Annotated in this window: 18 protein-coding genes and 3 pseudogenes; 7 read left to right on the forward strand and 14 right to left on the reverse strand. The window is 34.8% G+C overall.

The genetic code is table 11. From position 1 onward, the window contains the following. Positions 1-570: 570 nt before the first annotated feature. From ABWU47_RS06940 to der, 3 genes are read right to left on the reverse strand one after another with little or no spacing between them, the layout of a single operon-like run. Positions 571-1,113: a demethoxyubiquinone hydroxylase family protein gene (locus ABWU47_RS06940; RefSeq protein ID WP_006279362.1), complete on the reverse strand. Its 543-nt coding sequence runs from the start codon at positions 1,111-1,113 to the stop codon at positions 571-573. Continuing rightward, complete coding sequence (locus tag ABWU47_RS06945; protein WP_077188363.1) at positions 1,088-1,609, reverse strand: disulfide bond formation protein B; 522 nt, start codon at positions 1,607-1,609, stop codon at positions 1,088-1,090. Before ABWU47_RS06945 ends, ABWU47_RS06940 begins: the two co-directional genes overlap by 26 nt. Then, complete coding sequence (gene der / locus ABWU47_RS06950; protein WP_010963041.1) at positions 1,606-2,931, reverse strand: ribosome biogenesis GTPase Der; 1,326 nt, start codon at positions 2,929-2,931, stop codon at positions 1,606-1,608. The genes ABWU47_RS06945 and der overlap by 4 nt, the downstream gene beginning before the upstream one ends. A 130-nt stretch (positions 2,932-3,061) precedes the next feature. Between der and ABWU47_RS06955 the strand changes: the two genes are divergently transcribed. Next, complete coding sequence (locus ABWU47_RS06955) at positions 3,062-3,271, forward strand: hypothetical protein (RefSeq protein WP_353285641.1); 210 nt, start codon at positions 3,062-3,064, stop codon at positions 3,269-3,271. A gap of 9 nt (positions 3,272-3,280) precedes the next feature. Here ABWU47_RS06955 and ABWU47_RS06960 read toward each other — a convergent pair. The 4 genes and pseudogenes from ABWU47_RS06960 to ABWU47_RS06975 form a co-directional block, all read right to left on the reverse strand. Beyond that, positions 3,281-4,286, reverse strand: a pseudogene (locus ABWU47_RS06960) (transposase); the annotation flags it as partial. Positions 4,287-4,289: 3 nt separating this feature from the next. Beyond that, positions 4,290-5,301 (reverse strand): IS630 family transposase gene (locus ABWU47_RS06965; RefSeq protein WP_410530063.1). Its coding sequence is split into 2 segments (ribosomal slippage): positions 4,290-4,820 and positions 4,822-5,301, totalling 1,011 coding nucleotides; the frame shifts between segments, so codons are not numbered across the junction. A 484-nt stretch (positions 5,302-5,785) separates the two neighbouring features. After that, positions 5,786-6,055: a transposase gene (locus ABWU47_RS06970; RefSeq protein WP_353271208.1), complete on the reverse strand. Its 270-nt coding sequence runs from the start codon at positions 6,053-6,055 to the stop codon at positions 5,786-5,788. Between the two features lie 11 nt (positions 6,056-6,066). Then, a pseudogene (locus ABWU47_RS06975) lies at positions 6,067-6,888 on the reverse strand (IS982 family transposase). Positions 6,889-7,021: 133 nt separating this feature from the next. Here ABWU47_RS06975 and ABWU47_RS06980 point away from each other — a divergent pair. Both ABWU47_RS06980 and uvrB read left to right on the forward strand, forming a co-directional pair. After that, positions 7,022-7,294, forward strand: a pseudogene (locus tag ABWU47_RS06980) (transposase); the annotation flags it as partial. A gap of 395 nt (positions 7,295-7,689) precedes the next feature. Then, positions 7,690-9,597: an excinuclease ABC subunit UvrB gene (gene uvrB / locus ABWU47_RS06985; RefSeq protein ID WP_353285642.1), complete on the forward strand. Its 1,908-nt coding sequence runs from the start codon at positions 7,690-7,692 to the stop codon at positions 9,595-9,597. A gap of 72 nt (positions 9,598-9,669) precedes the next feature. Here the strand turns inward: uvrB and ABWU47_RS06990 are convergent, their stop codons facing one another. From ABWU47_RS06990 to pstA, 3 genes are all read right to left on the reverse strand, one after another. Then, positions 9,670-11,052, reverse strand: coding sequence for an IS66-like element ISWen3 family transposase (locus ABWU47_RS06990; RefSeq protein ID WP_353285577.1), 1,383 nt, complete (start codon positions 11,050-11,052; stop codon positions 9,670-9,672). Positions 11,053-11,520: 468 nt separating this feature from the next. After that, entirely contained in the window at positions 11,521-12,318 is a 798-nt protein-coding gene (locus tag ABWU47_RS06995; RefSeq protein ID WP_006279487.1) for a phosphoribosylformylglycinamidine synthase subunit PurQ, read from the reverse strand. 6 nt (positions 12,319-12,324) lie between these two features. Further along, positions 12,325-13,575, reverse strand: coding sequence for a phosphate ABC transporter permease PstA (gene pstA / locus ABWU47_RS07000; protein ID WP_007549491.1), 1,251 nt, complete (start codon positions 13,573-13,575; stop codon positions 12,325-12,327). Between the two features lie 48 nt (positions 13,576-13,623). Here pstA and ABWU47_RS07005 point away from each other — a divergent pair, with 48 nt between their 5' ends. After that, positions 13,624-13,806, forward strand: a complete 183-nt coding sequence (locus ABWU47_RS07005; protein ID WP_049973595.1) for a hypothetical protein — start codon at positions 13,624-13,626, stop codon at positions 13,804-13,806. A 48-nt stretch (positions 13,807-13,854) separates the two neighbouring features. On the opposite strand, the gene rplS is transcribed toward ABWU47_RS07005, so the two are convergent. After that, positions 13,855-14,232 (reverse strand): 50S ribosomal protein L19, encoded by a 378-nt coding sequence (rplS, locus tag ABWU47_RS07010; protein WP_006279489.1) that lies wholly within the window; start codon positions 14,230-14,232, stop codon positions 13,855-13,857. Next, positions 14,216-14,926, reverse strand: a complete 711-nt coding sequence (gene trmD / locus ABWU47_RS07015) for a tRNA (guanosine(37)-N1)-methyltransferase TrmD (protein WP_077188346.1) — start codon at positions 14,924-14,926, stop codon at positions 14,216-14,218. Before trmD ends, rplS begins: the two co-directional genes overlap by 17 nt. A 74-nt stretch (positions 14,927-15,000) precedes the next feature. On the opposite strand from trmD, the gene purC reads away from it, so the two are divergent. Further along, entirely contained in the window at positions 15,001-15,723 is a 723-nt protein-coding gene (gene purC, locus ABWU47_RS07020; RefSeq protein ID WP_006279491.1) for a phosphoribosylaminoimidazolesuccinocarboxamide synthase, read from the forward strand. On the opposite strand, the gene purM is transcribed toward purC, so the two are convergent. After that, a complete protein-coding gene (gene purM, locus ABWU47_RS07025) occupies positions 15,720-16,757 on the reverse strand; it encodes a phosphoribosylformylglycinamidine cyclo-ligase (protein WP_077188347.1) in 1,038 nt (345 codons plus the stop codon). The genes purC and purM overlap by 4 nt on opposite strands. 133 nt (positions 16,758-16,890) lie before the next feature. Here purM and ABWU47_RS07030 point away from each other — a divergent pair, with 133 nt between their 5' ends. Then, positions 16,891-17,184 (forward strand): hypothetical protein, encoded by a 294-nt coding sequence (locus tag ABWU47_RS07030; protein ID WP_006280049.1) that lies wholly within the window; start codon positions 16,891-16,893, stop codon positions 17,182-17,184. A 14-nt stretch (positions 17,185-17,198) separates the two neighbouring features. Beyond that, positions 17,199-17,543, forward strand: coding sequence for a hypothetical protein (locus tag ABWU47_RS07035; protein ID WP_233395610.1), 345 nt, complete (start codon positions 17,199-17,201; stop codon positions 17,541-17,543). A gap of 66 nt (positions 17,544-17,609) precedes the next feature. On the opposite strand, the gene ABWU47_RS07040 is transcribed toward ABWU47_RS07035, so the two are convergent. Next, on the reverse strand, positions 17,610-18,428 hold the full coding sequence (locus ABWU47_RS07040; protein WP_007549273.1) for a transporter associated domain-containing protein: 819 nt from the start codon (positions 18,426-18,428) through the stop codon (positions 17,610-17,612). Between the last annotated feature and the right edge of the window lie 403 nt (positions 18,429-18,831).

An 18,831-nucleotide genomic window follows, 5' to 3' on the forward strand; every position in this document is an offset into this window, starting at 1 on the left:
AAACTGACTAAGTGTCATACCACCTATAGCTAATAAAGTCAACTTCTGTCATCCTATAGCCTGACCCACAACTGTACGAACATTGTGATTTGGGCCCATCAGTAGGGTGTCATCCCAGTCTGGAATCCACAACTGTACGAACGTTGTAGTTTGGACCACCAGTGGGGTGTCATCCCAGTGCCCAGACACTGTTTCTATGCAACTTAATTAAAAACGTTTGTTTTAGTGTAAGACAATTACCTTTAGCTTATCAGCTCAGTTATAAGCAAAATTTCTGGATTACAGACTGGAATGACACCATTTGCTGTGCAATTTACCTTCAAAAATGAATGTTCGTACAGTTGTGAACCTGTGGCAGGTATTACATAAGAGCATTTCCCTCTTCTAAATTAAAACGCACTTTTGCCTCCTTTGCAGTCTATACTTTAGATGTATTTAATTTACAAATACTAATTATTTATTAATAATGGTGATATGTAAATATAGTTATAAAATAATTGTTACACTTGAATTCCTTCCTGGTTTCTGTTGTTATCAGAACATTTAAAACACTTTAAGAAAGCTGCTTAGTTAAATTAACTTAGACAAGTAAATAGCAGTTTTGCAGCCTGTTTTTATGAATGATGATAAAATGTTGTAGCCAAATGCGCTTTCAGCATTGTGCTGAATTGCAATATCTTTGTGCTCTAACTCCTCGTCGCGAAATTTACTTATAGTTTCTCTTAATTCCCCATCTTCTAAATGTGAAACTTGCTCTTTGTAGTGCTCCCCGATAACTTCTTCAACTGCAGCAGTGCAAGCCATAGCAGCTTTTTTGCCCATAATGGCAGTTGCAACGCCAAGCGACACTCCTAAAACACGCCAAACAGGCAACAAAACAGTAGGACGAACTTTTTGCTCTTTGATTTTCTCATTAAAATAGTGAAAATGCTTTTTTTCCTGCTCTTCCATTTCAATTATTTCATTGATTATAGAAGATTTCTTAAGAATAAATTTTTGACCAGAATAAATGCAAATAGCTCCATATTCTCCAGCGTGATCTACTCTAATTGCCTGTTGCAAGAACTGATTGTTGCTGTACCTTAAATTATTTAGATTTCTTTCTTTCTCCACAATACACCTTACCTGATACGAACAGAGCTACTATGAGATAAATTAGATTCCATGTTGCTAAGGAAACACCTAGAACGTAATGAGGTCTGTCACAAGATGGAGAGTAATTAGGATTTAGTAGATTATTTCTGAGCTCTTCTATACTAACGTTACCACTTGCTTGCTCTGTACAACCTAAAACATCATGAAATAAGTGGAGTTCAAGACCTACATGATAAAAAGATATTACTGCACCTATGAGGTAGCTGCAAAACATTGCATAGATTAGAATTTTGTTGTCTTTAAGCATGCACGCTACTGCAAGTAATCCGGCGATATAGTAAACTATTCGCTCGTATGTACATAACTTGCATGGCAGCATGTTGAAAAAATATTCTAGCACATATGCAAAAATTAGAGCAGCGGCACTCGACAGCAGAAAGATTGCAGGAATTCTGGAATTATTACACATAACTTTAAGTAAATTACCCCTGAAAGTATAAAGCAGAGTATTCATTTTACATAGGGATTTTTATTTTTTTTCAAAAGCAATCTAACTGGCACACCGTCTGCAAAGAAATTTTTTCTGAGATCGTTAATTAAATAGCGTTTGTAACTTTCATCAACACTTTCAGGTATGTTACATATCAAAGAAAAAGCTGGAGGTTTAGTACCAATTTGAGCGATATACTTCATTTTAACTGCTTTGCCTTTTACAAGAGGGTGAGAATGTTTTCCTACAGCATCTATGAGCCACTTATTCAGTTTTGCAGTGCTGATCTTCTTGTTCAAGGATTCACTCACTTCAAGACACTTATCTATCACATCACCGCAGCGCATGCCTTTTAACGCAGAAATTGTTATAGTTGGCACTTCCAAGAATAACCTGGTTACTTCCTGTTGTTTGACAAATTTTATTAACCTGCTTCTGTCATCCTTACCTATTAAATCCCACTTATTTAAAACAACAATAATCCCTTTCCCTCCCTTAATTGCAGCTTCACCAATTGATAAATCCTGCTGCTCAATACCAACTAGGGAGTCTAGCATTAAAACTACCACATGAGAGCGCTTGATTGATTCCATGCTTTTCTCAACAAATCTTGATTCTAAGCCATCTACAACATTCGCCTTTCTGCGGATTCCGGCAGTGTCAATTAGAGTAATTAACTCTCCATCATGATCATATGTAATATCCACAGAATCACGTGTGGTACCTGGCTCTGAACTTGTTATTAGTCTGTTTTCTGCAAGTAAACCATTTAAAAAAGTTGATTTTCCAACATTCGGACGGCCGATGATCGCGATCCTCAGCCTACTCAGTTCATTGTTAGGTAACTCAGTGTTCTCGTTAAAATTTTCAATAACACCAGCTAATGCATCATAAAGATCAACCATGCCAAGATTATGCTCGGCAGAGATATACACCGGGCCAAGAAAATCAAAAAACTGCAAATAATCAACATTTTCGGATTTATGACTCTCGCATTTATTTGCTACTAGTATTACAGGTTTATTTATTTTTCTCTTCAGCCACTTTGCAAACTCTTCATTTCGCTCATTTTGCACTTTTGCATCAACAAGAAAGAAAATTATGTTTGAATTGGATAAAGAAAATTCGATTTGTTCAATAACTTGTAGTGAAAAATTAGTTTGGTCGTTCCATCCTCCTGTATCTATAACTTTAAACTCCAAATCGCTAATTCTCCCCATTCCCTCTCGCCTATCCCTTGTCACTCCTGGAATGTTACTCACTACTGCTGCTTTTCTTCCTACTAATCTGTTGAATAGGGTCGATTTTCCAGCATTTGGTAGGCCTACTATGGCGATTTTTAGCATAATTCAAGGGCATGTTCTATATGAAGTAAATTATAACCGAAACTTTTCAATTTAACTATTGACTTCGTAGATTATATAAGCATACTACAGTTAGAATTTTTTATTTCGTTATGTAAAATATGGGGTAGTTATGCTAGTGTCAGAGCGAATAGAGAGTGTAGATAGAGAAGAATTAAAGCAACAAAATCATATACATAAAGATACAGAGTGTTCGGAAGAGACGACAATATATGGGCATATTAATCAACATATGGAAAAAAACATCTCAAATACATTGCATGAAATATATGATGCTCTTATGTCATATAACGAATCGGAACAGTCAATGACGTCAACTTAAGAACTTTCATTAGCAAACTCTCCTAAAGACATGATGGCGTTTAGGCTTATCTACTTTATTGCGGCTGTCCCGGTCGGATTTTAACTTTAGCGCGTATACTTAAAAAGGGCTTGAAAGTTTTTTGGTGCAATAAGTACCTGATAGAGTTTCTGTCTCATTACACTAAATAAAACTGAAAAATTTAAACGATACTCAGTAATTTGATCTGGGTTCCAAGGCCCTTGTGCATCACATATATGAAGCGATAATATATTGCACATGACCAAGTTTGCCCAAAATTCTTGTAATACAGCCTCTCCAGAAAAATTCTCTAACTCTGCTCCTACTTTGAGTCGTTTCCTCTATGTGCCACCTTAGCACATAAGCTTTGCTCCAAAGTCTCGGTCAAAAACTCTGTTTCTCAGTTGGCTAATGTCAGCACTATAACTCTTACTTTCTGTCCTTTCATTTTATTTTTTAGCTTTTCATTTTCTAATATAAAATCAAAATCTAATTCGCCAGCGTTCCCATAGCTTACTATAATTTCTTTTTTGCAAGCGAAAAATAAAATCTACTTCCAAATCATAATGCTGCTGAATGAATTTTACTGAAGACGATCATAGATAAATAATAATTTCTCTTGATTTAATAAACGCATTTGAGTGATAACTTCGGGTAATTGCTCTGCCGCCAACGTTTGTTCACCTATATTCCAAGCTGCAAGACGAGCACTACAAATCAGCGAAGTACACAAATCAACAAACAAATTGCCAATGGTGCCTGTTGTTCCATTTGGTTCAAACTCGGATACAATTTCCCCAGAGCTGGGTAATCTCATACCAGAACCATCTGCTGCAATAAGTCTATAGCCTCTCCAACTCAGGTTCATCCTGATAGGCTGTTTGGATGCTTAAATTCTTGAAAGCCTGTATGGCAAATCTTATACCTTGCTTTAGAAAAAGCTTGCTTTGATGGTACATGTCAATGGCTCCATAAGTTCACATTCTATTCCCAAACTTTTTTTAACTAATACCAATTCTCATTGTTGTCCAGTCAAATAGGAAACATTGCAGAGTTGTTTAGTTGTGGAGCTGGCAAGAGAAGTAATAAATTTGCACAAAGCACCCTCAAGTAGAGCAATTGTATCGTATATTTTATTGCGCAAAATGTTCTGTTTTATATATAACCAAAGCCTCTCAACAGGATTTAGCTCAGGTGAGTATGGAGGTAGGTATATAATGTCGATATTTTTAGGTACCTTTAAATTTTTTGACCTATGCCAACTAGCACAGTCCATAACGAGAAAAGCCTCTCGTGTTTCTAGATATTGCGAAATTTGCTCAAGAAATATGTTCATGCAATCAGTGTTGACATTTGGTGCAAATAAGCTAGAACTCTCTCCATTTCTAGGATTAACTGCACTATAGAGATAGAAATTTTGCCTACCTAATTTTGTTTTAACCTGTGTTCTAATCCCCTTTTTAAACCACCCATGTCCAACTTTTGAATGTGTGCCAAACCGTGATTCATCAAAGAAAAATAGCTCTTTTTCTGGATACTTGCTAATAGCTCAATTGAGATTTTTTTTTGAATTCCTCTTGTTTGCTTTTATCTTGTCCATTATGAACTGGTCTTGGTGTAATATATGAGAATTTCATCTTTTGCATATGGCGGTGTACTGTAGATTTGCTGATATTTAATCCGAACTTTTCCTGGATTCTTATTCTCATTTCTTTAATGGTGATATTAGGATTTTCTTCTATCCACTCTTCAATTTGCTGTAGTTGAGCCTGATTTAATTTAGTTTTTCTACGACGTTGTGAAGGAGCAAACAGTTTTTCTTCTCTGCCAATTTTCAAGAGTTTTACCCACGAAGTTAGTGCGCTTCTTGAAATGCAATATATTTTTGCTACAGCCGTTATACTGTACTTTTTTGCTGCAATTACAGCATTTAGTTTTTTTGAAACATATGCATTATTCCTTACTTTCTTCAGCATTTCTTTTGCTGATTCTACTACTTTTTCATCCAATAATTTTGATCTTAATGCCATTTAAACCTCGCTATTTTACTTACTTCAGTATGGCTTTTCTTCCATCATTGTCCATCTGTTTGCCCTGTAATGGGAATTGGTATTAGGTTCTCTAATTGCACATAAGTCAACAATAATTTTCACACAAATCAAAACAGCATATCTTCTCCATAATCCTTGGTAATTTTACATAAGTTAAAAGTAGCATATGGTTCTCTCCGCGGTCTGAGATGACAATAAATTTGTCAAGCCGCATTATACTTGTTAGGCGGAAGTGGACGGCAACATATTTACCACGAAGTCTAACTAAGTTCTTGCTTGTCCCTTCCATCGGCATTGCTATCTTTATTTTCAATAAAATTATTGTCCTATGCTCTTTTGATGTTTATTGATAATAAAATTCTGTTTTATCAACCAACATCCTATGCATAATTATAGCTCTTTTTACAATAATCCGAACAGACCGTAATATGCTACTGGCCTGCTATAGCCATAAACACATATCTTATCGCATTCGGACTATTATAAGAAAGGCTATACAGCTAATTTTCTTGCTACTGCTACAATTGCTTTTTTCATTCCTTTTTTCTTCGCAACCCCAGTTTTTTAATTTAAATGTCCTCTTGGTAACTGTAAGCATTGTTTGTGCAGCTTCATATAACATACTTCTACATTCCGCTGGTCCCATCTTTGATATGCTGCCATGCCGATCAACTTCTCCAGAAGAATATTGCCTTGGTGTCAACCCTATATACCCCAGTTGCGGATTAGCCAACGAAGTAAAGCTCAGAAATGCAGCGGCTGCATGGAATATGAAACAAGCGTAGAAAAAATGTGTACCAAAAAATTTATCGGTGATCTGTGGCGAGTATGCTCAATCTCAAATTTGTTTTTCAGAGAGCCAAAAACTGTCTCAATAATCGATCTTTTTCTTAACAAAATCTTCTCATTTAGCGCCATTAATGAGTTTTTCATACCCTTTTTTATACTGGTTACAAGCTTTAACCCTCTATCGAATAATTCGTGAAAAAGATCTTTTTTGATATATCCTTTATCTCCAAACAATAATCCAGTCAATTTCTTAGTTAAATTTGGCACAGGTATCAACGTTGCCTTTTATCACCGTAACCCCTTGAATTTCGCCAGTTTCATTGATTACTAGATGTACCGAAAAACCACCCATAAGTAGTCTTTCCAATCTTTGCCAACCCTTTGAAAACTTTGTTTCTCGAGGTCCTTTTTGGATGGCAAACAGCGATAGATGTTGCATCTATGTACGAAATCCCTGTCACTTTTGACTGTTCGCAAAACCATTGCATTAAGAGCGCTAAATACCATAAAACCCGCGATTTTAGCCTGATAAACCTACTATAGGATGGCAATTTTGGAAACGCTGATTCGTATAATAATTTCAAATAATGCACATAGAAAATTTTAAAATTGTCGCACTTGATATAGCAATATTATGGTAAAAATCTCTGAATGCGTAATCTCTGGCGTCCTGGTTGGTTTTTTGCCACTTGGTAGAAGTTTTTCTGCAAAATTTTCATCGACTGTATTGCAAAAATCATCGACTATACAAAAGATTTCTGTTACTTTCTCTTTCATTGGTAACCTCCTATTTTAGGAATGAATATCAAATACCTCGGAGTTTACCCTATTTCCTTACCTTTTCTATTTTTTCTAATTTACAACTGGGGTTAGCAGTGCTGTGAGAATGGTTGAAAGCGCAAAAGAAAACCTCTCGGAAGTTAAAAATATACTGGTCGATGCAGGTTATACAGGAGAAAATTTTGCAACTCAAATAAAAACGATTATTGGAGCAACTGTAGAAGTAATAAAACGAAGTGAATTACATTCCTTTGCTGTATTGCCACAAAGATGGGTTGTAGAGCGATCTTTCGCTTGGTTAGAAAAATGCAGACGATTGTGGAAAAATTGCGAGCGAAAACTTAACACTAGCCTACAAATGGTCGTTCTTTCCTTCATTTCTCTTCTATTGAGAAGATTTTAAACAGGTTCTAAATCTTTATTTTAAAAATGTCATATTGACCACCGGTACCTGAAAATACTATTCCAATTGATCAGAGCTATCCATTTCCTTAATTTTTGTAACGTTGTCATAGGAGTACTATAACTTTAGTATCAACTATGTTTTATTGTTTTTGCATCTAAAAAAATTTAGCTTATTCAAGCAGCATTTTGCCTTTTTTTGGATGTAGGGATTTTTTAGGAATTGTCTTCTTGAATTCTATGGTATTTTGTTTAACATTGAAACAAGATTCCAGTGTCAGCTACTTGCATGACATTGTTGGTTAATGTTTTATGGCTTTACGATAGCTATACAACTTATCTTAAAAGCAATATAGTGTTTACTATACAATGAATCAAAGATAGTAAGTAAAGTCTATGGAATTTCAAATCGCTACACGTTTTCAACCGGCTGGGGATCAACCACAGGCAATCGATAGCTTAATTGCAGGGCTAAATAGCAATAAAAGAGATCAGGTTTTGCTTGGAGTTACTGGTTCTGGGAAAACTTTTACTATGGCAAATGTTATTGCAAGGACAAACAGGCCTGCATTAATTATGGCACACAATAAAACTTTAGCAGCACAGCTTTATGAGGAAATGAAAGGATTGTTTCCCCATAATGCTGTTGAATACTTCATTTCTTATTATGATTATTATCAACCTGAAGCCTATTTACCACAAACTGATACTTATATCGAAAAAGATTCTGCAATTAACGAAAGAATTGAGATGCTGCGTTATTCCACCGTCTGCTCCCTTTTGGAGCGCAGGGATACGATCGTAGTTGCCAGTGTTTCCTGCATATACGGTCTTGGTTCGCCTGAGAGCTACCGCAGCATGATCATACCGCTTAGTGTTGGAAATAAAATTCGTATTAATGATTTCCTGAGCAACTTAACTGATCTTCAATACAAGCGCTCTGATGCCAGGTTTGAGAGAGGATATTTCAGAGTGCGCGGCGATATTGTTGATATATTTCCTTCCCATTATGAAAATAAAGCTTGGCGTTTATCGTTATTTGGCGATGAAATAGAAGAAATTTCTGAAGTTGATGCTATAACGGGCAATGTTACCAAAGGCGTAAATAAAATCACCATTTTTCCAAATAGCTATTACATAACCCCGCGTGAGGCTTTGTTGCAGGCAATTGAACTAGTCAAAAAAGAGCTGCATGAACGCTTGGATTATTACTACTCGCAAAACAAGATTGTTGAAGCAAAGCGCCTCGAGCAACGCACTAATTTTGATATCGAAATGATGAGAACAACAGGAATATGTAAAGGTATTGAAAATTATTCGCGTTATCTCTATGGAATGGAAGCTGGGGATCCACCGCCTACTTTGTTTGAATATTTACCCAAAGAAGTAATTTTATTTGTTGATGAGAGTCATGTCACCGTTCCTCAGGTTGGTGCGATGTACAGTGGTAATGAGGCGCGTAAAAAGAAATTGATTGACTATGGCTTCAGGCTCCCTTCCGCTTTTGATAATCGTCCATTAAAATTTGAAGAGTGGGAGGGAGTTAGGCCGCAGACTGTTTACATTTCAGCCACTCCAGGAAAGTATGAGTTGGCAAAGACCAGTAATGTATTTATAGAGCAAGTTATCCGTCCAACAGGGCTTACGGACCCAATCTGCATTGTAAAACCAATAGAGAGTCAAATTGATGATGTAATTCATGAGGCACAAGTGACAATAGGGAAGGGATTTTGTGTTTTAATCACTACATTGACGAAAAAAATGGCTGAAAATTTAGCTGAATATATGAGTGAATTGAATATGAAAGTGAGTTATTTGCATTCTGATATTGGTGCGCTGGAGAGAATAGAAATTATATGTAAATTAAGATCTAAAGAAATCGATGTTTTAGTAGGTGTTAACTTGCTGAGGGAAGGTCTTGATATTCCAGAGTGTGGGTTGGTTGCAATTTTGGATGCTGATAAAGAAGGATTTTTGCGATCGGAAACTTCATTAATTCAAACGATCGGTCGTGCTGCGCGTAATGCTGAAGGTAGAGTAATTTTGTATGCAGATAAAATCACTGGTTCTCTGGATCGTGCGTTAAAAGAGACCGAAAGAAGAAGAAAAAAACAAGAAGAACATAATATATTGCACAATATTGTCCCAAAGACTATAATAAAACCTATATCAAACACCTTACAGGAGAGGGCAATAGCAGAACCGAAAGTAAATACTAATAAGGATGATTTGAGAAAGCAAATGATAGAGCATGCTGAAAATTTAGAATTTGAAGAAGCAGCAAGAATAAAAAAATTATTGTAAGGTTAAATAACACATGATGTAATGTGCATAGTATAAAAATGTAAATAATTTGTATCCGTTCAGGAGAGTGGTTTAAGAAACAATAGATAGGAGATTTTGGAAAGGATTGAGACCCCTTTGTTTCCAAATTAAGTATAATGAAATTATCCGCTCAAGGAATGTATTTCCCCGCTTTGATTGTGTAAAATATGAGTTTTTGCGATAAACGACATAATGCCGAATTTGCCGTTCAGCGTGGTTATTTGTCAGCGGAATATTTTCTGGGTCATCTAAAAATTTCCACATCATTCTTTCAGATCTCAGAACATTTTTTGCAACTCGAGAGGCTCCAATTGCTTCAGGTAAACGAGATATCTCCTTCAAGTAATACTTTGTACGTTTTCTTAATTTTCTGGCACGTCTGACAAACCTCAAAACATCTATCTCACTTTTTAGTAAAGCTTTTTTTAGTGCAAATAATTCAGTGGCCACGTTTCTCAAGTAACAACCCAGAACTTTAACTTCAATATTCCAACTATGTGCTAATCTTTCAAAATCTCTTGATAAATGTGCCCAACAGATTTGCCTGTTTTTATCGGCAAAATAATTGTATGCTGCATACCTGTCAGTTATTACCAAGCTATTGCGATTGCAGAATTTACTATTTTGTAAAACTTTCATTCCTCTTGACTCTGTAAATTTTACAAAACTTGCCGTATTGCTTGCAAACATCCAACACCAAGCGAGTTTACCTTTGTTATAATGGCTCGTTTCATCAATATGTAGAACTTTACTCCTACTTATCTCTTGTTCGATCTGCTCATACATTTTTTTGCATTTTGAAGCAACTCTATGTTCACTATTTGATATGCTACCGACGCTTATGTTCAAATTGAAGATATCATTTACGACACTCGCTATTTCGCGTTTTGAATTTTTGTAGAATCCGCTGAACGCTGCAATTATTGACTTAACCCTTGGACCAAATGTATTTGGCGTAACACCTTCCGGTAACTTGCTACTTCTTCTCTTTCCGCATCTCCGACAACGGCCATGTTCTAACTGATATTCCACTACATAAGGCTTGATTTCTGGAAGATCAACTTTCTGATGAATATATGGTTTTTCACATATTGCAATTTCTCCTCCGCATTCGCAAGTATTAGGCAACTCTATCTTTACTACTTTATCTGCATCCATGTTGGCGCGAAAACTTCCTTTATGACCAACCTGACCGCCAATATTCCTTTCGCTTTTCGGCTTATTCTTTTTTATTTTATACAACTCTTTGGAACTTGGTATTGATGAATTTTTTGAGCTTAAACCGAGTCTTTCTCTTAACTCAGCATTTTCTATCTTTAAAGCCTTATTTTCTGCTTTTAAACTTTCATTCTCTTTTTCCAATCTTTCTATTTTTGCTTCTAACCTTTCTATTTTTTGCTGTAAATTTTTGCAAAGTTCTAAAAGGTTTACCATATTATTTCACTTTTGCTCTATGATTATCTTTTTAGATCACCTTGTCTACCTTATTCTGCCACTCCGCTTAACGGATACGATTTAGCTGCTTTTAACTTGCAACTAACCTACACCGCAAGTGTTTAAGAAATTTACTAAGCAGGAAAAAAGGCAAAGAAACCCCGTAGTAGCTAGCATTCAAATTCTCCCTTGTCAATTTGACGTTTTTTGCTGTCTTAAACGCTTTGTAAGCGCGTTTCGGCTTATATAGATAAAAACCTAAAAATTTTTAAAGACATGCGATGCACGTAGTGCGAAAAATTAAACATGAGACGCCAAATACCCTAAGTTTTTTGTCATTAACCTGCACAGATTGCGAAGATAAATAAATAGCTTCAGTTTCATGATAAGGGGACTGGCAAGGCTTGTCAAGCAAGTTTTTTGCAATATCAGGGGATAATTTCGACCATAAATCCCTATCAATAAATTTTAACAAAAATACTTTAGTGCATTTTCAAATATAAGCATTCCATCGCCATATTTTGGCACAGCAACACCTAAACGCTTGCTCTTTTCTTTTTCAAGGGGCCAATTATCTTGCTGAGTAAAAAATATTCCCCTTTCTGGATGGGGCATTAAAGCTAGCACTCTTCCACTTTTATCTGATAAAGCTGCTAGGTCGTATGTAGATCCATTCGGATTGTAAGGAAATTGTAGGTTAGCATAGTTGCCATTTTTATCAATGTAACGTAATGCGGTGGAATTGCTCTCAATCAATTGGTTCAAAATATCTTGATCCATAAAAAATTTGCCTTCCCCATGAGCAATAGGGAGATATAGTTCACTCAGGCCCCGTAGCCAAACAGAATTACTCTTTGAATTAACTCTCACTCTAATCCAACGGCATTGATAATTGCCTATATCATTATGGATTAAAGCTAGACTAGAGAATTCTGGAATTAATTTTACTAATATCTGACAACCATTACATATTCCTATAATCAGCTTGTCCTGAGATAAAAACTCTTGAAACTCATCCAACAAGTTGTTTTTAATACGTAAAGCAAACGCATTACCAGCACCAGTGTCATCACCATAGGAAAAACCCCCTGGAATTGCAAGTATATTGCTTAATTTCAGTTCACCTGGATTATCTATGATATCGTTAATGTGAACGATTTTTACTTCAATATTACCAATACCAAGTTTTCTGCTGCATTCCATAAATGCAAATGCAGTTTCTTTTTCGCAATTTAAGCCATAACCAGATAGGACTGTGATTTTCATGAATTGCTAAAAATTAAAAAATTCGAATTTCCTTTTTACAAAATTTGCTACTAAATTTAACGCAAATAACACCAATAATAAAGCTATAATTGCGATAGCAGCAAGTTCAACAAATGCAATTTCAGGATTGCTTGACCATATGTATATTTGCACAGGTAGAACAGTCGCCGGATCGAAAAAGGACGTAGGTGTATCAGCAATAAATGCCACCATACCCATCATAAGTAAAGGAGAAGATTCACCTAAAATCCTTGCAATTGCAAGCACAGTACCATGTATTATTCTTGGTAACGCAATCGGTAAAGAGTGATCTAATATCACCTTGATGTGAGGTGCACCAAGCGCAAACGCTGCATCTTTTATCGTAATAGGAACATTCGCAAAGGCATTTTTTGTTGCAATTATAATATTAGGTAACATCATAAATGAAAGAGTCATTCCACCAACAAGTGGTGAAGAGCGTGGTAGCCCAAATATGCCAAGATAGAGAGTTAAGCCCACTACACCAAATATTATTGAAGGCACTGCAGCAAGATTATTTATGCTAATTTCTACAATATTAGTCATTAGCCTATTTTTAGGCATAAATTCGTAAAGACAGATGCCCGACATAATTCCTATTGGTAATGCTAATGCTAGGCACACTATAATTGTCATTAATGAACCGATAAACGCTCCTAAAATCCCTGCATTTTCAGGTTCACGAGAGTCAGATTTAAGGAATAAAGACTTATTAAAAAATTTTTTCACTCTCCTCTTTTCTTTTAGCCAATCAAGTAATTTAGCATAACGATCATTCAAATATTTATCTTTATTTATTGAATTAATTATACTTGACGCGGTAAACCAGATCTCATATTCACCACTATCTTTTACTTTCTTACGAAAAAATTTCTCTAGTTCTTTGTAAGAATTACGACTTAAAATTTCGTCACCGTCTTTAAAATCAGTTCCTCCAAACACCTTACGTAAAGAATCGTTGAGTAAGCCAATGGACTTATACCGCAAATCACTAGGATTACTCGCCAAAGCAAGATCAGCATTTATTTCAACTGGCAATAAAATTTTCGTTACTGTTAAGGCACTGTAAGAGTTAACTAATATACTCAACAATATACACACAGGACAGCCAAGTGAGATAACTAGCGCCGTGAAAGAACAAAAGCGTAGCGCTCTGTTCTTTTTATTTTTCCTTTTTATACGAGCATGTACACGCCTTGACTGAAGTAATTTAAGGAATTTTTTCTTTATACTCATTTACTTTTCTTTACACGAGGATTTGAAAAAACTTTCCCCTTTTTTGTCATGCAAGTAGCTGACACTGGGATCCAGCAGGCTTTGCCTGCAAATAATTTTTACATTTTCCATGAAAGCACAAACCAAAAGGAGAATAATGAATGCTGGATCCCAGTGTCGAAGCACTGGGATGACACCAAAGCGGGAGGCAAACACAATGTTCGTACAGTTGTGTGTCACGCACTGGGATGACAAGAGAGAGTTCTGAGATGACACAATTGACATCACTCCCTATTGTATCTACTTAGATTTCTTTTTAACATAAGTAGTACGCTCTTTGATCCTTGCAGCTTTTCCAAATAGTTTGCACAGATAATACAGTTTTGCTCTACGAACCTTTCCTTTTCTTGTCACTTGCACTGAAACCAGTGCAGGAGAATAAACAAAAAACTGAGACACTATACTTTCTCCATGGCTCACTTTTCTGACTGCAAAAGAAGAATGTAAGCCGCGGTTCCTTTTTGATATACATACACCTTCAAATATCTGTATACGTTCACTTGTACCGTCAACTACTTTAAAAGTGACCTTCAAATCATCGCCAGGACGAAATTCTGGTATTTCTTTAGCTAACACTTGCATTTGCTGTTCGTTAAATTTTTTAAGTAAATTTGTCATTTATCTCTCCATTCAATAATTCAGGCCTACGCTTTTTTGTTATAACATGAGACTGCTTCTGCCTCCAATCACTTATTTTTTTGTGATTGCCAGATAACAAAACCTCAGGTACTTTATATCTCTTCCACTGCTCAGGTCTAGTATATTGAGGATATTCAAGTACACCACCACCATAATTAAAACTTTCTTCAGTAATACTATCGGTATTATTTACTACACCTGGAAGAAGTCTAATGCATGCATCAAGAACCACCATTGCAGCTGGCTCACCTCCTGAAAGTATATAATCTCCAATACTTAACTCATAAGGAGTATACGCATCAATTATCCTTTGGTCAATACCTTCAAATCGACCACACAATATTGTTATATGAGGAAACTCTAATAATTCTCTGGCAATATTCTGATTAAACTTAGTTCCAGATGGAGTCATGTAAATAAACTTAGTGTTTTTATGAACAGAGAGCATACTATCTACTGCATCACCAACTACATCAGAACGCATAACCATTCCTGCTCCACCTCCATATGGAACATCATCCACAGTTGAATGTTTATCTTTCGCAAAAGAACGAATATTTATTACTTCAAGGTTCCATATTTTTTTTTCTAACGCTTTTCCGGCAAGAGAATAGTTCAAAAACCCGGGGAACATTTCTGGAAATATGGTTAATATTGTAACATTGAATGCCATTAAGGTTTATTTTAAGTTATTTGGGGCTATACTCTAAGAACAGTAAATTGATATAATATATAGTTAAATTAAGCATGTCACTGAATAAAACGATATACGAAGGTAAAGCGAAAGCCATTATTGAAACTGAAGACTCATCAACTGTTATACAGCACTTTAAAGATGATGTTACAGCATTCAATAAGGAAAAATATGAAATTATTGAGAGCAAAGGAATAATTAATAATCATGTTAGTGCTTTTATCATGGAAAAGCTTGAGAAAGCAGGAATTAGCACACACTTTATAAAAACTCTGAATGAAAGAGAGCAGCTAGTCAAAAAACTCAAAATCATACCTCTTGAAGTAGTAGTGAGGAATGTTGCAGCTGGCAGCTTTTGCAAACGTTTTAATATCAAAGAAGGTGAGAGGCTTGCATCTCCTATAATCGAGTTTTTTTACAAAAATGATGACCTAGCCGACCCAATGGTAAATGAAAATCACATACTGTATTTTGATTGGCTATCTAGCAAAGAAATGGATGAAGTAAAAACTACAACTTTAAAGATCAACGAAATCCTAATTGATTTATTCTCAAATGCAGGCATAGATCTAGTTGACCTTAAATTGGAATTTGGCAGATTGATAAATGACAGTACTAAAATCATTTTAGCCGATGAAATCAGCCCTGATAACTGCAGGTTATGGGATAAAAATACTTATAAAAAGCTAGATAAAGACGTCTTTCGTTTGAATTTAGGCAACTTGAAAAAAGCATACTTAGAAGTTGCGGAAAGATTGTCAGTAGAGTTAGGTTAACTAAATACTACTCTATCAAGTGGAGGGTTACATGCCTCATCAAGTTTTCCAATAATTTCAATTTTTTCTCCACGTTTTTGGAAATGATTTTTCACGTTTTGCATATTCTCAGAACTTACGATCAATACCATACCAATACCACAATTAAATGTTTTTAGCATTTCTTTCTTCTCTATTTTACCCTCCTTTGTTAGCCATAAAAATATATCTGGCCATTTCCAGGAATTAATGTCTATGTTTGCAAATAAGTTTTTTGGAAGAATTCGCGGAATATTGTCTACCAAACCACCACCCGTGATGTGCGCAATACCTTTTACTTGTGACATGATAGGCAGCAAAGAATCAACATATATTTTTGTTGGTTCAAGTAGTATTTCATTCCAAGATTTATTATTCCATAGAGATGTATCGTTATAATTTATACCTAAGCTTTTGAAAACATGGCGCACTAAAGAAAACCCATTTGAGTGAATTCCACTTGACTCTAAGCCAACTATATAATCACCTGCTTTCATAATACTACAGTTTGGAAGAATTTGCTTTCGATCAACTACACCAACCACAAACCCTGCAAGGTCATAGTGATTATTACCATACATTCCAGGCATTTCTGCAGTTTCCCCACCAACCAATGCTATTTTAGCTTGCTTGCACCCCTCTGCAATGCCCTTAACCACAGATAATAAAACATCTTTGGTCAAAACGCCTGTTGCAAAGTAATCAAGGAAAAACAAAGGCGTTGCTCCTTGTGCAAGTAAGTCATTTACACACATTGCAACTAAATCTATACCTATAGTATCATGTTTATTCACTTCTTGAGCTATCAACAGTTTCGTACCTACTCCATCAGTTGAGGAAACGAGTACTGGATGGTCATACTTCTTACTTAGTGCAGCAAAATCAAATAACGCAGAAAATGAACCTATTTCGCTGATTACTTCTTCTCTAGTAGTTTCTTGAGCAATAGGCTTGACTTCTTTTATTAACTTATTATATAGTTCAATATCTATTCCTGATCTGGTATAAGTATTCATAATCCTTTTATAAATTTTAAAATTGTTAATACTATATTAATGCCTTGATATAAAAAGTGCAACGAAACTTTCTCTTAATTGACTATTATATACTTACCAATATAGGGTAACTTAAATCATTTATAATTATCCAATGAACGAAAATACCAAAAACATACTGTTAATAACGGAACTGCTATCAGGACGGCTGCTTCATGACTTTGCTAACTCTATGAATGGAATAACGTTTGGCGTAGAAGAGCTTGAAGTAATAGATAAGAATGATGCTGATGCGCAGAAGGAAGCGTTGTTGTTTCTTAAAGAAAGCTCCGATGATTTAATATATAAACATAAAGTTATGAAGCAGGCATATTCTTCTTCAATGGATAATTATAGCTTTGATAAGACCAAATCTAATATCGAAAATTATTTATTAAAAAAAAAGTAAAGCTTACGTGGAAAATAGACGCATACTCTGCAAAAAATAAGGAAGATTTAATTGAAAAGATAAATAAGATAATTTCCAATATGGTGCTAACTATAGCCAGTGCAGTGGCGGAAGTCGAACTAGTATCTGTTTTATTGAGTCAAACAGAAGATAAAATGCTATTAACTATAAAAATTCTAAATGAACACAAACCAATAAGCAAATCATTAGTAGACAAATTAATCAAAAAAAATGACACTAATTTAAATACAAAAGATATTAATATCTATATGACCTCTTTATTATTAGAGTACTATAACACTGAAATGCATTATACTTGCGAAAATAATTTGCTGGAAATAGGTTTAACTATAACTTGAGTTGCATATTTGGTTATTACAACTTTTTCTTCGTGTCAAGGCATTCCCCGACAAGGGGTACCAAATCTAATTTTTGTAATCACTTAAGTCTAGTACTATTTTATTAATGTAGCGCTCATTTGCATCTTTGATGATAAACTTCATACCATTTTTATATTTAATGACTTCATCTACAGAAGGCACTTTACCAGCAATCGAAAGAATCAAACCACCAAGTGTAACATAATCTTCTTCAGGGTCACGTAATTCTATTTTTAGATCCTCTTCTATATCTTTTATAAGAGCCCTTGCTGATACTTCAAACTTATTTTGAGACAATTCAGTAATGGTATATTCTGAATTTATTTCGTTTTCACTATCAATGTTTGGTATTAGTTCCTCTATAAGATCAGTCATTGAAATTAAACCATCAGTTCCACCATATTCATCCAATACGATAGCTAAGCATGATTTAGAAGAGTTCATCCTAACAAAAAGATTAGTTGTCTTCATCGAGGGTGGAACAAATATTACGCTTTGTATAATATGTTTCAGATTAAAATTTTTATCCCTATTAAAAATAACATCTTTTACATAAAAAAAGCCTATTACGTTATCAAAGTTATTTTTATAAATTGGTATTTTAGTGTGGCAAGTGTTTTTTATCTTCTTTATTATTTCACGCTCGCTTGACTCAATGTCTACTGCGCATATCTCTGTACGTGGAGTCATTATATCCATTATACCACAATCGCGGAATTTTAATAGACCATTAAATATATTAAGGTCTGGCAGATCTTTCATTAATGCCTCAGTCGCACACTTTTTCAACACAGAAGCTTTTTTGAAAAGGAAGAGAAAAATTCTATATGCTATTTTTTCTACTAAGGTTCTTTTTTTACTCAATTTATTCCCTGTAATGGCAAAAACGTTTTCAGATTAGATTTATCAAGAAAACTGTTATTAAATGTTTAATAAGCATGTGAATAATGTCAAATTAATTTGTGAATTATTTGTTGATATAAAATACCAACAATTGATCAACAACTTTTTCAACAACACATACATAGTTGTGTAACAATGCATGATGGTAAAGTATTTTCCATAAAAGAAAATTACTAACACTCTAAACACCTTACTTATACACATAAATCATAACAGAAAATCAATAATATACGAAAGTTACTCACATATTTATCCACAAGTTGAATAACGCCAATTTTTACTGAATTTTAAGTTAGTAACAAGTTATTGATAGAACTATTATTACTACTATACTTTAATATACAAAAGAATAAATAGAATAGAT

The organism is Wolbachia endosymbiont (group A) of Gastracanthus pulcherrimus (assembly GCF_964028265.1).
In the GTDB taxonomy this organism is placed as follows: domain Bacteria; phylum Pseudomonadota; class Alphaproteobacteria; order Rickettsiales; family Anaplasmataceae; genus Wolbachia; species Wolbachia pipientis.